Here is a 15,157-nt window from a genome sequence, read left to right as displayed (position 1 = left end):
TGTTCGCCATATGGAATGGAATTTAGAAACACTGAGTCTGCTGTCAATTCCGCTAATAAGCGCGCTGGTTGGCTGGTTAACAAATTACCTCGCGGTAAAGATGATGTTCTACCCTATCGAGTTTGTTGGGGTAAAACCCATCTTTGGTTGGCAGGGGCTAATTCCGGCTAAACGCAGGCAAATGGCGGAAATTGAAGTTGAACTTGTTTTGGGTAAGTTGCTGAGTGTTGAAGAGCTCGCAGAGCGCATCAATCCTAGTGATCTCACCAAAGCAATTGAACGTCGACTGGGGCAAGTTACCCGCAAAGTGGTTAACGATGTTATGTCTGAGTCTGCCCCTCAATTGTGGGCTGCGCTTCCCGTGCAAGGAAAAAACCTTGTTTATCAGCGCATCGAAAACGATATTCCCAATGTCGTCCACAAGATGGTGGATGACTTTCAGCATAATGTGGCTGAAATTCTCGACATAAAAGAGCTCGTCGTTGAACAGCTAGTAAATTCACCTTCGTTAATCAACGAGATTTTTCTTACTGCAGGCAGTAAAGAATTTCCTTTTATCGTGCGTTCAGGCTTCTATTTTGGTTTTCTGTTCGGGTTACCCACCATGATTTTATGGTACTTCTTTCAAAACTGGTGGATTTTACCCCTCGGCGGACTTTTAGTGGGCTACGCAACAAATTGGATTGCGATAAAAATTATTTTTGAGCCTAAACGTCCCTTTAAGTTTGGCCCAATCACCATACAAGGTATGTTTTTAAAACGGCAAAAAGAAGTGTCTGAGGTGTACGCTGGGATAATTGAGCAAAAGCTGATCACGCCCAAAAACATTACCCACGTTATTTTGCATGGCTCTGGTTCAGCCCAACTTCTAGAGCTTATTGAGCTACACGTTAACGATGCTATTGAACGTTACGTTGCTATCACTCAGCCTTATTTCGCCCTAGGTGTGGGCTCTGAGAACTATCATAAAATGAAAGCGTTAGCGGTGAAACAGATATTTGATAACTCAGATAAATATCTGTTGTATGCCTATGATTACGCTAACGATGCTTTGCACGTAGGCCAAGATTTAAGTGAACGAATGCAAGCCTTAAGCGCTGAAGAATTTGAAGGGGTGTTGCGCCCTGCTTATCAGCAAGACGAGTGGAAGCTCATTGTCACAGGTGCCTTATTAGGCCTACTAGCTGGCTTCGCTCAATTGTATTTGGTGTTTCTATAAATGAAAACATCACAGCGAATTTTACTTACGGCGCTCACTCTGTTTAATCGCCATGGCGAGAACGGCGTTACCAGTGTGGACATTGCTATGGAGTTAGATATTAGCCCCGGCAATTTGTATTACCATTTCAAGGGCAAAGAAAGCATGGTGAGTGCGCTTATGCGTATGCATGAAAAGCAAATGCAGCGCGTATTGGTACCCAACGCTTTAAATTCACTTACCGCAGAAGAAGTAATGTATTACTTATATCTGTTGGTAGACAGCTTGCACGTATTTCGGTTTTTTTATCGAAGCCCCGCGGATATTGTTGAAAAATATCCGTTAATTGAAAAGCCCCGGAAGAATATTCTTTCAAGTTTACATAAGCAGCTTTCTCAATTATTGGCTACGTTAAACAATAAGAATGTGTTGGTCGCATCACGTTCAGATATGACGTTGCTGGTTGATTTGCTTAGCCTCATCATTACCCAGTCTTGTCAATTTGATGAAACTAACAGCCATATGGATGAAACATCTCAGCGTTATCATGCGCTGTCGCTCATGATGGTTAGCTTGCTTCCACGATTAGTACTCAGTGAAGCTCAGCAAAACAGTATTTTAGATGCGTTGCGTTCACATGCATTAGCCAATGTTACTGAGCATGTGCCACAGGATATGTTTAATACAAAGGAATAGTCGATGAGTAAAACACTAAGTTTTCTTGATAAGTCCTTTTGGATAACGGAATCCGATGACAACCCAAAACATGTTGGGTGCCTTCAATTACTAGAGATGCCAGAAGGGGCGAAAAGCCCTGAATATGTACCTGCTATTTATAATGAAATTAAAGGGTTTGCCAAAGGAACGTCACCGTTTAATTGCGTTGTTAAAACCGTACTAGGCTATCCGGTTGGGCTTTCGCCAGTGAAACATTTGAACATGGATTATCATGTTCAATTGCATCATATTGACGATGTGAGTAACCGACAGAATCTAGATGATTTTGTAGCCCAGCTGCACGCCGCACGATTAGACCCTGATAAACCGCTGTGGCAATACCATTTCATCTTCGATACCAATAGCAATACTTATGCTATTTACGCCAAAGTACATCATATGTATGGCGATGGTGCGACCTTGGTAAGGTGGTTTCAGTCATGTTATGTGTCGGCTTCCAATAATTCAGAATTCACGCCAATTTGGGCGGTGAAGCGACTCAGGCATAAACGCAATGACTCACCGAGTTTCTATAAACGCTTAGTCAGTGTGGGAAGCGCCATAAAAACGGGCTTCGATTTACTGGTTATTTTGATTCGCATTTTTTTAAAACTGTTGAGAGTGAACCCCCATTATATGCCCGTGCCTTTTTCGGGCACTAAAACCGTGCTAACGGGGCAAGTTGAAGCGGGAAGGGTAGTCACTACCACAGATATCGATTTTAAACGAGTTAAAGCCTTGGCCCGACGCACCCGTGCATCAGCCAATGAAATACTCCTGTGCGCCTTCGATATTGGGGTTCATCGGTTACTACAAGATCATGGTCAGGTTTTCAAAAAAGCATTGTTTACCAATATGCCTATAAACCTTAGAAAGCCTGGAGAGAAAACCACAGGGAATAAAATTGCTATTGTGCCGGTACAGCTGGCCCATGGCGATCAAGACCCTTATCTTCGTTTACGCCAGATTATTATTAATCACAGAATTGTAAAACATGCTGCTATGCGAGCGCGACCAGCTTCTTTTAGCGGCTACACCATCGTGATCCAATCCTTAGCGTTGGTATTTGAATGGCTTAAAATTTCCAATCTGGTTAAACCAATCGCGAATATTTTGGTATCGAACATACCTGGTCCACGAGATACACGATATTTAAAAGACAGTAAACTACTTGCCTGCTATCCCATTTCCACCATGACACCAGGGGGCGGAGTAAACATCACTTTGATGACCTACGCAGGTGTGGCCAATGTAGGCATTGTTTGCTGCAATAAAAATATAAGTACATTGAAGCCGTTAGCAGGTTATGTGCAAGAAGCCTTCGAGATGTTAGAGGCTTGCATTGATAACCCTCGGCTGCGCATTACTGATATTGGGGAACATGAAGAGTCGGTGCCTGTGTCGATTGTAAGCGAACACTAAAAATAGAACCGAAGCGAGGCTTCTTCAACCCTAACGCTTTTCCCATAGCGAGCAAAAAGCACCTCCCGCCATTGGTCTTCGCGCATGATATGGTGAACAGGAAGTGTAGCCATTTTATCTAATATGGCTTTTTCAATTTGAGGTTTATGGAAATCGAGTACGGCTTGTTTCGAGCCGCTCAAATAGAGCTTCAAATATTCTACCGCTTGGTCGGAAGTGCCGACGGTTACCAGTGACAATATATTTTTTAGCGAGCGCCCCAACAAGGCATCTAAATTGCCGGGCACAAAGCGGGAAAGTAAAAATTGGGTGTCTTTTAATAAGGCGTAGTCGTCGTTCACCATAGTAATGTTGTCTACCTGCTTATCGATAAAATAAAGGGTAGATTCATTTACGTTGTAATCCGGTGAGGCACTTAGTGTAATAATTAAGTGAGCCCGATAAATGGTTGTTTCGGCAACGTTAATGGTTATCGACGCTAATAATTGAATGCATAATCGATTGTCGAGGGCATTCAAGGTTAATTTGCCACTGTTTACCACTACATTAGCTTGGCCGGCTGGTATGGCTAAAGGGAACGATTGAGGTAGATTTTCAGACAACAATGCATTGAGTTCATCAGTGGAAAATTGATCGTAGCGAAGCCTTCCAAGCTTGATCAAAAGCTGGGAAATAAGAAGCATACCTCTGTCGCGTAAACCTAGTTTCATTTTATCATGCTATACGTTTAGTAGCTGGAACAAGCTGCAATGGACTTAACTCGTTATACATAAAACAGTTTTTAAAATATATAACATATCACTTTTAGATGGGCTGATTATTTTGATAGTCTGGTCTTACCACAGTGCTGCATATCATTTTATTTTTGATAATAAGTGACTAATACTAAGCATCTAATAATAAGAGTCGGCACAGCTCAGTCATGCGTCTACAATTCGTAATTGCATAGTAATACAGGCATTAACTGAGTATTTCACCGCGTAAAAGTGTTTTGGAGCAATGCATGAATGAGATTCAGGGTAAGTATGACTATATCATCGTAGGCGGGGGGTCTGCAGGTGCGGTATTAGCGGCGCGATTATCTGAAAACCCAGCCCTGAAAATACTGATGCTTGAAGCCGGTACTAAAGACACTAATCCGCTTATTCATATTCCTTTTGGTTTATCGCTATTAAGCCGTTTTGAAGGCATAGGATGGGGGTATCATACCGCACCACAAAAAGAACTGTACGATCGTGAGCTATTTTGGCCTAGAGGAAAAACACTAGGCGGCAGCAGTTCAGTTAATGCTATGTGTTACATTCGTGGCCAAAAAGAAGACTACGATTATTGGGTAGAGCAGGGCGCAGTTGGCTGGGGTTTTGAGGACGTGCTGCCCTACTTCAAACGCTCTGAAAACTTCTTCAAAGGTGAAGACGAATTCCATGGAGAAGGTGGGCCGCTGCATGTTTCTCAACTTAAGCACACCAGCGTGCTTTCCGATGCTTTCGTTGAAGCCGCAAGCCACGCAGATTTTAACGTTGTAGATGATTTTAACCGCGATATACGTGAAGGCATTGGCTATTATCATGTTACACAAGTCAACGGACAGCGGTGCTCTACCGCAAAAGGCTATTTAAGCCAAGCACTTCACCGCAATAATCTTACTGTACTTACCGGTGTTGCGGCCGAGAAAGTATTATTTGACGACAACAGAGCCATTGGCGTACAAGTGCGTGAAAAAGGCAAAATTGCGCGGTATTTTATTGACCGTGAAGCGGCTAATAGCGAAGTAATACTCTGCGGAGGCGCTATCAACTCTCCGCAACTACTTATGCTTTCAGGTATAGGGCCAAGAAGCGAGTTGGAAGATAAAGGCATTTATGTAATGAATGATCTGCCAGGAGTGGGTCAAAATTTACAAGACCACCTAGACGCCATTGTTCAATTTACCTGTAAAGCACGAGAAGGTTATGCGATTGCTGCTGGTGCGTTACCCTCGTACCTAAAGGCCTCATACGATTACCTTTTTCACCGTAAGGGAATTTATTCTTCTAATGTGGCTGAAGCGGGCGGTTTTGTAAGTTCAAGCCTTGCTACCCGAGGGCCAGACATTCAGTTTCATTTCTTGCCCGCTATATTAGATGATCACGGGCGAAAGTTTGCCTTTGGTTACGGATACGGCGTGCATGTATGTTGTTTGTACCCCAAGAGCAAGGGCAGCATTACGCTGCAAAGCAGCCATCCTGCCGATCACCCGCTTATCGACCCCGGCTACCTCACGGAACCTGAAGATAGGCAAGTAATGATTGAAGGCATACGAATGGCAAGAAAGCTGTTAGCTGCACCTACGTTTGATAAATTTGAAGGCAGTGAACTGCATCCAGGCACTGACGCTGAGTCTGATGAAGCGCTTCTTGAGTTTCTAAGGGAGCGAGCTGAAACCATTTATCACCCAATAGGTACCTGTAAAATGGGCAGCGATGATGATCCTATGGCAGTGGTCGATAACCAGCTTAAAGTCAGGGGCGTTAGAGGCCTACGTGTGGTAGATGCTTCTGTTATGCCAAGCCTTATTGGCGGAAATACCAATGCACCTACCATCATGATTGCAGAACGAGCGGTAGATTTTATTAAAGCCGAGCATGAAGGGCTTGCTGCGCCCATTTAGCTAATGCTTTAGTTTTTCGACACTTGCATAAACAAATCGGCGGCGCAGTCACACATTTCATCGATGTGGCTGCGATCAGCATATATCCCATCGATTAATAACCGTGCAATACCATGCAAGGTGCCCCACGTCACCTGAGCCATGCGAAGTGCATCTTGCCCAGCTGGTAGAAGGCCTGTTTGCTGCCAGTATTTCGTCATATCTACTTGAAACTGAAAGCAGGGGTAAGCCACTTCTTTTAGCCCCTGTGTAGCGCCATTGTCGTGCCAAATAGTACGACCAAACATCAGCTCATACATTTGCGGGTTATCCGCCGCGTAGCCTATATACTCATGAATAAACTGACGAAACCGCGACTGTGGTGCAACATCATGTTGATCGAAAATTCGCTTGGCGTTGGTATGCCACTGGCTAAAACCTTTGGCCGCAATGGCGCTTAACAAGGCGCTTTTGTCTTTAAAATGATGATAGGGCGCGGTTCGAGACACACCAGCATCTTCCGCAAGCTTTCTAAGTGACAAGCTGTCTATACCGAATTCTGCCACTCGTTTGGTTGCCGCTTCTAATAAAGCGGTGCGCAAATCGCCATGATGATAAGTTTGTGCTGCGTTTGTCATACTGGTGTAAACCAAACCCTATTTTATGGTTGAGACGAATAGATAACGTTTTATCTTGACAGTGTCAACATTGCATTTTATCTTGACGCCGTCTAGTTTGCAAAAATGTTAACAGGAGAGTGAAATGGAAGCCGAGTCAATGTCGCAAGAAAATACGTATTCTACCCTTGAGGTTATACAAGAAGGATACATTGCAAAGGTCGTGTTAAGCAGGCCAGAAGCCATGAACAGTATGAATCCTGCCTTTTGGACAGAATTCCCCGCTGCTATTCGCGCGATAGACGACGAGGGCACCGCTCGTGTGATTATTATTTCTTCTACCGGAAAGCATTTTTCAGCTGGCATGGACTTGTCAGTATTTTTGAACATGGCAAAAGACTTTAAAGGCGACCCATCACGTCGCGCTGAACGCATGCGCCGTATGGTGATGCTATTGCAAGACAGCTTCACGGCCATAGAGCAAGCCCGCATGCCGGTAATTGGAGCAGTACAAGGCGGTGCCATTGGCGGCGCAGTAGATTTACTTAGCGCCTGTGACATGCGTTATTGCACCAGCGATGCCTTCTTTACCATAAAAGAAACGCAGTTAGGCATGACCGCCGATGTGGGCACACTGCAGCGTTTACCTAAGCTTATTCCTATTGGTGTGGTGAAAGAGTTGGCGTATACCGGCCGTAATTTTGGCGCACAAGAAGCCCAGCAGTTAGGCTTTGTGAATAAGGTATTTGATGATCAAGATATCATGCTTAGCGAAGTGACTAAGTTAGCGCAGTCTATCGCGATGAATTCTCCCGTTGCGGTAGCAGGCACGAAAACCATGATCAACTATGCCAACGAGCACACTATTGCTGAGAGCTTAACTTACATGGCCACCTGGCAAGCAGGCATGTTCCAAATGGAAGATGTGATGAAAGCCATGGAAGCACAGAAAACCCAATCGCTTCCTGATTTTGAGCCACTTCATGGCGCAGTAAATAAAATGAAAGACTAGCGTGCAGGCGACCGAATAGCCTACGTGAAACACGCAGTAAAAACAGAATATAAAAGCATTAAGAAACAGGCACTAGTTAAGGATTTATGATGAATACGACCGTTACCGATCATCCTGTATACCCAAGTTTATTTCGCCCGTTAGATTTAGGTTTTACCCAGCTTAAAAACCGCGTATTAATGGGTTCAATGCATACCGGCTTAGAAGAAATGCCAAAGGGCCATAAACATATGGCGGCGTTTTATGCAGAACGTGCTAGAGGCGGTGTCGCCCTTATCGTTACCGGCGGTATTGGTCCCAACGAAGAAGGCTCAACCCATCCATCAACTCGCCGTTTAGACACAGACGAAGCCATTAATCATCACAAAGAAGTCACCGATGCCGTTCATATTGCGGGTGGTAAAATTTGTATGCAAATTTTGCATACAGGACGCTATGCCTACAGCGATAAACTGGTAGCCCCTTCTGCAGTACAAGCGCCTATTAACCCGTTCAAGCCAAAGGCATTAGAAGACGACGAAATAGAACAGCAAATTAAAGATTTCGTATTTTCAGCCACCCAAGCACAGCGCGCAGGTTACGATGGCGTTGAGATTATGGGCTCTGAAGGTTACTTCTTAAACCAGTTTATTGCCAAGCGCACCAACCATAGAGACGATGATTGGGGCGGCGAGTATGAAAACCGTATTCGCTTACCTATTGAAGTGGTTCGTCGTGTACGTGAAGCGGTGGGTAAGCACTTTATCATTATTTACCGTTTATCAATGCTAGACCTTGTTGAAGGTGGCTCAAACTACGAAGAAGTGGTTCAGCTCGGCAAAGAAATTGAAAAAGCCGGTGCGACTATTATCAATACCGGTATTGGATGGCACGAGGCCCGTATTCCTACTATTGCCACCAAGGTACCTAGAGCCGCATTTACGTGGGTAACAGCGAAGTTCCGCGAAGCTTTAAGTATTCCTGTTATTACCTCAAACCGAATTAATACACCCGAAGTGGCGGAAGAAGTGTTGTCACGCGGTGATGCAGATATGGTGTCGATGGCACGCCCTTTCTTAGCCGATTCCGACTTCGTACGTAAAGCACAGCAAAATCGTGCAGACGAAATAAACACCTGCATTGGCTGTAACCAAGCCTGCCTTGACCACGTATTTAATGGCAAGTTAACCAGCTGTTTGGTTAACCCACGTGCATGTCATGAGTTAGAGCTAAACGTGGTACCAGCCGATACTAAAAAGCGTATTGCGGTAGTAGGTGCAGGGCCAGCAGGTTTAGCGTCAGCTGTAACCTCTGCCCAGCGTGGTCACGACGTAGTAATTTACGATAATGCTGATGAAATTGGTGGTCAGTTCAATGTAGCGAAACAAATTCCGGGTAAAGAAGAGTTTTACGAAACCTTACGTTACTTCGCTCGTCAAATTGAGCTGCATAAGAATATTACGTTAAAGCTTAATACCAGAGTTGATGCAGCCATGCTTAACGACGAAGGCTTTGACGAAGTGATGGTGGCCACAGGTATTAAACCGCGCACGCCTGCCATTGAAGGCGTTGAGCATGAAAAAGTAATGAGCTACCTAGATGTACTGAAAGCGAAAAAGCCAGTGGGGCAGCGCGTAGCCATCATTGGTGCTGGTGGTATTGGCTTCGATACAGCGGAGTTTTTATCACACGGAAAATCGACCCCAAGCCAAGATATACCCGCGTTTATGAAAGAGTGGGGCATTGATATGACCTTTACCGCTCGCTCAGGCATTGAAGGGGTTAAGCCTCAGCCAGAGCCTTCTAGTCGCGAAATATTCTTGCTACAACGTAAAACCAATAAAGTGGGCGCAGGCTTGGGTAAAACCACAGGCTGGGCACACCGAGTAGGGTTATTAGCAAAAGGGGTTAAGATGATCCCAGGCGTAACTTACGACAAAATTGACGATGAAGGCTTACACATTACCGTAGGCGGTGAAAGCCAACTGCTTGCCGTTGATAACGTAATTATTTGTGCTGGCCAAGAGCCAATGCGCGACATTGTTGAAGGGCTTAATATGCCTTATCACCTAATTGGTGGTGCCGATGAAGCCCTTGAGCTTGATGCAAAGCGAGCTATCGACCAAGGTACACGAGTGTGCGCAGCGGTTTAAATTAATGTTGTGTGCATTACAGTGGGGTTAGGAAGGTACGTTAATATTTACTGACTCTGTTAGACGCCAACATTGATAATCTTCTAAAAGGCCTATCCCGGCGGGGATAGGCTTTTTTTATTTGCTGCGTTATTTTACAGGCAGCTTGGTGCCAGTAGCTGTAATTAGGGCTTTGTTGGTTGCGGCAGCTTTGTACCTTGAGTTCATTTGGCGGATTTTACGACTAAACACTATATCTACTGACTCTATCGATCGCAGAAAGACAATATCTAAATAGTTGCGTAAAACGGAAGGTAAGTGTCATTAAGAATGAGCTCAGGGCGAAGTTTGAAGTCTGTTTTTGTAACGATTGCATTTTCAATTCTATCAATACGAAAAATTCTGGGTGCAGCCCGAAGGTGATCCCAAGCGACGATATACCATACAGGCCAACTTAGCATTATATAATGCGCTTCTATTGTTCGTGAAGTGCACTCATCAGCCTCAGAGCGGTAGTTAATCTCTAAGCAACGCTGGCGAAAAAAAGAATCTGAAAGATTCTCAGATAAATCCTGTGTGGACTCAAATAAGGGAGATGCCATGGCGTTTCTTGAATGCTTACTTATTAATATACGCTTACGGATGTTACTAACTATACCTCGTTGATTTTCTGGAAAGGTTTGAAATAGCTTCTGTCTAATAGCTTCAAGGTTGCCAGTCAATAGGGGTAAGTTCAGTGATTCCATTATTGCAAGCGAAAGTATCAATTCAACGACCTCTTTATGACTTAATACTAAGCGATCAATTCCCCATCTCCCATTTAACCTAATGCCACCTCCGCGGCCTCTATCAGACTCTATTGGATATCCAGCATCTTTTAGTTCTGCAAGATCACGCATTAGCGTTCGTTGGCTAATATTCAAGTGTTCCCGTAAATCAGAGGTTTTCCAATGATCTTCAGACCGAAGCATTCCAATAAGGCGGTTTCGCCTTTCAATTCGATTTTTAAAATCTGTCTTTAACATCGTTTTAATATGCCATTATGCGGCATATATAACAATATACTTCACCTCACCGAGAATATTTAGACCAATCAAAACAGTATCTAAGTATTGAAATAGTTTTTACTAATATCACCTTTTATCAAGGAACAATAAACCATGAAGCACTACTACAATCCAATGAGCAGAGCAGTAACAACAGATTGGATTCTTAAAGAGCTAGATATCAAACACGAACAAATTGGTATTGACTTTACTACTACCACACCCGAACTATTGCAATTGAAAAAAATTAATCCGATGGGAAAATTGCCAACTCTTGTGGATGGCGAAACCGTCGTTACGGAAGTGGCTGCAATTTGTGCATACCTCGCAGACAAATATCCAGAACAGAAGCTCGCCCCAGACATAAACTCTGTTAATAGAGCTACCTATTACCGTTATCTTTTTGTTGCTGGCAACACTATTGAACCAGCGTTGACTCTCGCCGCTTCCCAAATGGAGCACCCTAACTCAGCAACGGCTGGCTGGGGTGACATTTCTCGCGTTATTTCAACTATAGAAATAATGACCCCTGAAGCACGCTGGATACTTGGAGAGCAATTTACTGCCGCAGACGTTGTGTTTGGGGGCTTGCTTGACTCCTCGATCACGTTCGGGACACTTAAAGCTTCATCTAAGGTTGCAGCTTATGTCGCACGTATTAAGCAGAGGCCTGCTTATAGAGATGCCCATCAAGCCTTCATTGATCTTTTGAAACCGATATAAAGAAAAGTTTCCCCGTGTAAAACACTAAGCAATTGAAAAAGACAATTGACACGGTTTTGCAAGGACTCCCTCAACTCAGCGAGTTTGGGGAATCCTTGATGCAAGGTAATATCAGTGGTATTTTTTTGGTAAAAATGACATAAAACACTATCATAATTTCGCCTACGCTAATTACCGCTAAAGGTCGTTTGCTGCCATTTATCTAAACATCAATCGAATGGCATGAAGCGAATGCTTGATTAGTTCAATTGTGAATGTCCGTTCTTTGTCTTTAACGGACTTCTTTAGTTGATACAGGCAGTGGCCGCTCTTCATTTTATGGCACCTTATGGCACCGACTTTTTAGCACGTATAATAGCAAGTATAAAAACATCTTATCTGCGCTAACGCTATCATGTATTTGAAACAAAATAATCATCAATAAAGCATATAATGAAACAGTAAAACCCCAGACATCTATAAATAAAACAGGTTATTAATTAGTAAGCGCTTTTTTTTCACTTTAAGCTATCAAATCATCACGACCATGAGACTCATTTATTATGTGGATTGTTTATGCGTTGCTCGCAACATTTTTCTTCGGTTTGCGGGGGATCTTGTATCAATGGACATCACAAAAAAACTTAAATCGAGACCTGTTGCTATTTGGTGTTTTCTGCATAGGCTTTATCATCAGCGTAGTAGGCGTAGTGTTGTTAAACCAACGTTGGTATGGCTGGGCTGATGTAGCTGTTGGTATGGGGTTAGGCTTTGGATCTTTTGCCGCTAATGCTGTTTTACACAAAGGGTTTTCAGTAGGAAAAGCATCACTTATTAGCGTGCTATCAGGGTTAACGCCTTTGTTCGTCCTCATCTTTGCATTCTTAATTTGGAAAGAGACGTTAACCTCTATTCAATTAATTGGATTTGTTATCATTTTTTGTGGCCTTTGTATTATTAGATATTCTTCGGATATCTCTATTAATAATTTAAAAGGGGCGCAATGGGGGCTACTTGCTGCATTGTGCTTTACGTTTACTGATTTAATGGGTAAACAATCCACGCTCTTAGAGGCAGATGTTTTTGCAACGTTAACTTCTATGTTTGGCTTTGGGAGTTTCCTTTTTGCCATGAGATGGTTAGTAAAACGTAAGAAATTTATAGCGTCTCAATATTCAGATAAAGCTCATTGGTCTGAAATAAAAACCTTCTCTTGCGGACTGATAGTCGGGGTCGCAAATGTAAGTGGAATGGTTGCAATAATATCCGCTTTTTCTATTGGCAATACCGGGTTGGTTTCCGCGATTTCAGGAATGAATATTTTGCTTATTCTCCTTTATTCTCATGTTGTATTAAAAGAAACATTTAGCCGTCAAGAAGTGCTAGGGTTAGCCGCCGCTTTTGTCGGCGTTATCGTACTTAGATTGAATTAAAGCTTTTTTTACCAGTACCTTTTTCTATAAGTACCTATGCGCGCAAAAATACCAGCGCAAGCGCTATGGCCGGCTGGTAGGTTTTTACGCTTAAAGAAAGTTTAAGGAAAGCTTAAGGAAAAGAGTAGCGAACAATACGTTTTAGTACGCTAGTGTACTGCTTCCAAAAACTGCCAGTGTTGTAGTGCATACCGTGCTGTTTAAATACGGCTTGTACTTTAGGGGCCATTTCTCGGTATCGTCTGGCGGGAATGTCAGGAAATAAATGGTGTTCTACCTGAAAGCTTAAATGCCCAGTAAGTACGTGAAATAAATTTCCGCCCTCAATATTTGATGAGCCTAAGGCCTGACGATAGTACCACTGGCCGCGTGTCTCGTTTTTGCAATCCTCTGCGTTAAAGATTTCTACATCACCGGTAAAGTGTCCGCAAAAGATGATGGTAGATGTCCATAAATTACGTAGCAAATTGGCTATAAGGTTACCTGACAATACCCATAAGAATAACGGGCCAGCCAGAAGAGGGAAGAGCACATAATCTTTTACCAACTGACGTGCGCCTTTACTGAAAAAGCGTTTTTTAAGCTCGCTATGGGTTACTTGGTTTTTGCGGTTGTTTTTCTTCTTGCCGAAGAATACGCGTTCTGCGGCCATCTCGTGATATGACACACCCCACTGAAACATTACGCTAAGCAAAATATAGGTAGCGAACTGCCAGAGGTTTTTTATCCGCCATCTAAAGTCATTCGATAAGCGGAGTAGGCCATAGCCAAAGTCTCTATCCTTACCAATAATATTGGTGTAGGTGTGATGTTCGTAGTTGTGCACTCGATTCCAACTTGCACCATCGCAGGCAATATCCCACTCATACCGCTTTGAATTAATAAACGAGTCGTTCATCCAGTCATACTGACCGTGCATTACGTTATGGCCAATTTCCATGTTATCTAGTATTTTTGCTGCTGCTAAACTTAGTACGCCAGCTACCCAAAGTACGGGCTGTAAGAAACCTAGCATTAATAATATTCGGCCACTCCATTCACAAATACGCTGAATGAGGATAATACGTCGAATATAGGCAGCATCTTCAGCGCCTATTTTACCTTTTACTTCCGACTTTATTGCATCAAGCTGAGCTTCCAATATAGCGTAATCAGGCTTACTTATGCTCTGCGATGGCGTAGTTGCTTTTTGTAATTCCGCGTCAGTTTGACTAGGCGCTTCTTGTAGTTCCTTGGTGTTAATTAAGCCGCCAGTGTTCATAGTTGAATCTCCAAATCAGTTACGGCCTGTGATACACACAGTTGAATAAGTTGCTCGGCGCTATCGGATAACTCGCCAGTGCGGGTATCTCGCACTACGCCCCGCTTTTTCACACATTGGCATTGATGGCAAATACCCATACCGCAGCCATACGTCACAGGCTGCTTCGCTTCTTGAAGCTGCCAAAGCAGCGATTTCTGATTGTTCACCGCTAAATGCTGACCGTTATGTACCAAAGAAAAGGTTTCCTTTTCGCTCAGACTGCCAATGTTCACAGTGGGCAATGCGGCAAAATGTTCACTGTCTAACGGTGCCTCCACCAGTTTCGCTACTTTCTGAACCTGTTCGTAAATAGTGTTAGGGCCACACACCAACCAGTGAGCATCCGCGAAGTGTGATAGATGAGCCTCGACATCACCGTCTTTTTGTCGAGTTAACAAGGCAAAAGTAAAATTGTTGGTGCGTTTTTGAAGGGCGAGTAGTTCGCTTTGCAACACGTGCTCGTTGGGTTTTGCGAAATAGAGCAGGTGGATAGGTGCGCGGTGTATTAACTTGTTTTCAATGGCGTCTTCAAGCATGGCGATAAACGGCGTTATGCCGGAACCGCCCGCTACCATAAGTACGGGTTTATCGGTATTAGGTAGTGTGAAACTACCCTTAGGCACCGAAATATTCACCCATGTGCTGGGTGTTACCGAGGAAAGGATCGGGGTAATTGCACCTTTGTTATTGACCTTAGTGATAAGCCGAATGTTTTTCGTTTCGCGGTGAAAGCTTGCACCGCAAGCGACGGTAAACACACGGGTAGTTAGCCTACCATTCACTTCAATGGTTAGTGCAATATGTTGCCCTGCAATATGACTAGGCCAAGCTTTCTCAGGTGTCAAAATAACTTCCACCATGTCAGATTTAAGGTTTCTGACAGCTTCAACTTGCGCTCTGTAATAGCCATCTCGCCACGCAGGCTTAAACTGCTGCATAAGCACTTCCCAATATCCTCTCCATGAAC

General features: G+C 43.7%; 13 protein-coding genes. 8 read left to right on the top strand and 5 right to left on the bottom strand.

Annotated elements, in window-relative coordinates:
- The first annotated feature begins 10 nt into the window (after positions 1-10).
- Genes AV939_RS12560 through AV939_RS12550 form a run of 3 tightly spaced genes read left to right on the top strand, consistent with a single transcriptional unit; the run spans position 11 to position 3,337 of the window.
- On the top strand, positions 11-1,219 hold the full coding sequence (locus tag AV939_RS12560; protein ID WP_061997779.1) for a DUF445 domain-containing protein: 1,209 nt from the start codon (positions 11-13) through the stop codon (positions 1,217-1,219).
- Complete coding sequence (locus tag AV939_RS12555) at positions 1,220-1,894, top strand: TetR/AcrR family transcriptional regulator (protein WP_061997778.1); 675 nt, start codon at positions 1,220-1,222, stop codon at positions 1,892-1,894.
- A gap of 3 nt (positions 1,895-1,897) precedes the next feature.
- Entirely contained in the window at positions 1,898-3,337 is a 1,440-nt protein-coding gene (locus tag AV939_RS12550) for a wax ester/triacylglycerol synthase domain-containing protein (protein ID WP_057790890.1), read from the top strand.
- On the opposite strand, the gene AV939_RS12545 is transcribed toward AV939_RS12550, so the two are convergent.
- Positions 3,334-4,047 (bottom strand): DUF1439 domain-containing protein, encoded by a 714-nt coding sequence (locus tag AV939_RS12545; RefSeq protein ID WP_061997777.1) that lies wholly within the window; start codon positions 4,045-4,047, stop codon positions 3,334-3,336. The genes AV939_RS12550 and AV939_RS12545 overlap by 4 nt on opposite strands.
- A gap of 293 nt (positions 4,048-4,340) precedes the next feature.
- Here AV939_RS12545 and AV939_RS12540 point away from each other — a divergent pair, with 293 nt between their 5' ends.
- Entirely contained in the window at positions 4,341-5,987 is a 1,647-nt protein-coding gene (locus AV939_RS12540; RefSeq protein WP_057790894.1) for a GMC family oxidoreductase, read from the top strand.
- Positions 5,988-5,995: 8 nt separating this feature from the next.
- On the opposite strand, the gene AV939_RS12535 is transcribed toward AV939_RS12540, so the two are convergent.
- On the bottom strand, positions 5,996-6,604 hold the full coding sequence (locus AV939_RS12535) for a TetR/AcrR family transcriptional regulator (protein ID WP_061997776.1): 609 nt from the start codon (positions 6,602-6,604) through the stop codon (positions 5,996-5,998).
- 124 nt (positions 6,605-6,728) lie between these two features.
- Between AV939_RS12535 and AV939_RS12530 the strand changes: the two genes are divergently transcribed.
- Together AV939_RS12530 and AV939_RS12525 are read left to right on the top strand one after the other, a co-directional pair.
- Positions 6,729-7,595, top strand: a complete 867-nt coding sequence (locus AV939_RS12530; protein ID WP_082746057.1) for a crotonase/enoyl-CoA hydratase family protein — start codon at positions 6,729-6,731, stop codon at positions 7,593-7,595.
- Between the two features lie 89 nt (positions 7,596-7,684).
- Positions 7,685-9,727, top strand: coding sequence for an NADPH-dependent 2,4-dienoyl-CoA reductase (locus AV939_RS12525; RefSeq protein WP_061997775.1), 2,043 nt, complete (start codon positions 7,685-7,687; stop codon positions 9,725-9,727).
- 269 nt (positions 9,728-9,996) lie between these two features.
- Here AV939_RS12525 and AV939_RS12520 read toward each other — a convergent pair whose 3' ends face one another.
- Positions 9,997-10,731: a helix-turn-helix transcriptional regulator gene (locus AV939_RS12520; RefSeq protein ID WP_061997774.1), complete on the bottom strand. Its 735-nt coding sequence runs from the start codon at positions 10,729-10,731 to the stop codon at positions 9,997-9,999.
- A 135-nt stretch (positions 10,732-10,866) separates the two neighbouring features.
- Here AV939_RS12520 and AV939_RS12515 point away from each other — a divergent pair, with 135 nt between their 5' ends.
- The gene (locus tag AV939_RS12515) at positions 10,867-11,475 is read left to right on the top strand and encodes a glutathione S-transferase family protein (RefSeq protein ID WP_061997773.1); all 609 of its coding nucleotides are present in this window, start codon (positions 10,867-10,869) and stop codon (positions 11,473-11,475) included.
- A gap of 542 nt (positions 11,476-12,017) precedes the next feature.
- Positions 12,018-12,887 carry a DMT family transporter gene (locus AV939_RS12510; RefSeq protein WP_061997772.1) on the top strand — a complete coding sequence of 290 codons (870 nt, stop codon included), beginning with the start codon at positions 12,018-12,020 and terminating at the stop codon, positions 12,885-12,887.
- Between the two features lie 112 nt (positions 12,888-12,999).
- Here AV939_RS12510 and AV939_RS12505 read toward each other — a convergent pair whose 3' ends face one another.
- Both AV939_RS12505 and AV939_RS12500 read right to left on the bottom strand, forming a co-directional pair.
- Positions 13,000-14,148 (bottom strand): acyl-CoA desaturase, encoded by a 1,149-nt coding sequence (locus AV939_RS12505; protein WP_082746056.1) that lies wholly within the window; start codon positions 14,146-14,148, stop codon positions 13,000-13,002.
- Positions 14,145-15,128 (bottom strand): flavin reductase family protein, encoded by a 984-nt coding sequence (locus AV939_RS12500; protein WP_061997771.1) that lies wholly within the window; start codon positions 15,126-15,128, stop codon positions 14,145-14,147. Before AV939_RS12500 ends, AV939_RS12505 begins: the two co-directional genes overlap by 4 nt.
- Between the last annotated feature and the right edge of the window lie 29 nt (positions 15,129-15,157).

It is taken from the genome of Alteromonas sp. Mac1 (genome assembly GCF_001562125.1).
GTDB lineage: Bacteria > Pseudomonadota > Gammaproteobacteria > Enterobacterales > Alteromonadaceae > Alteromonas > Alteromonas stellipolaris.
Note: the sequence above shows the minus strand (reverse complement) of the source record. Positions and strands in the feature narration are given on the sequence as shown.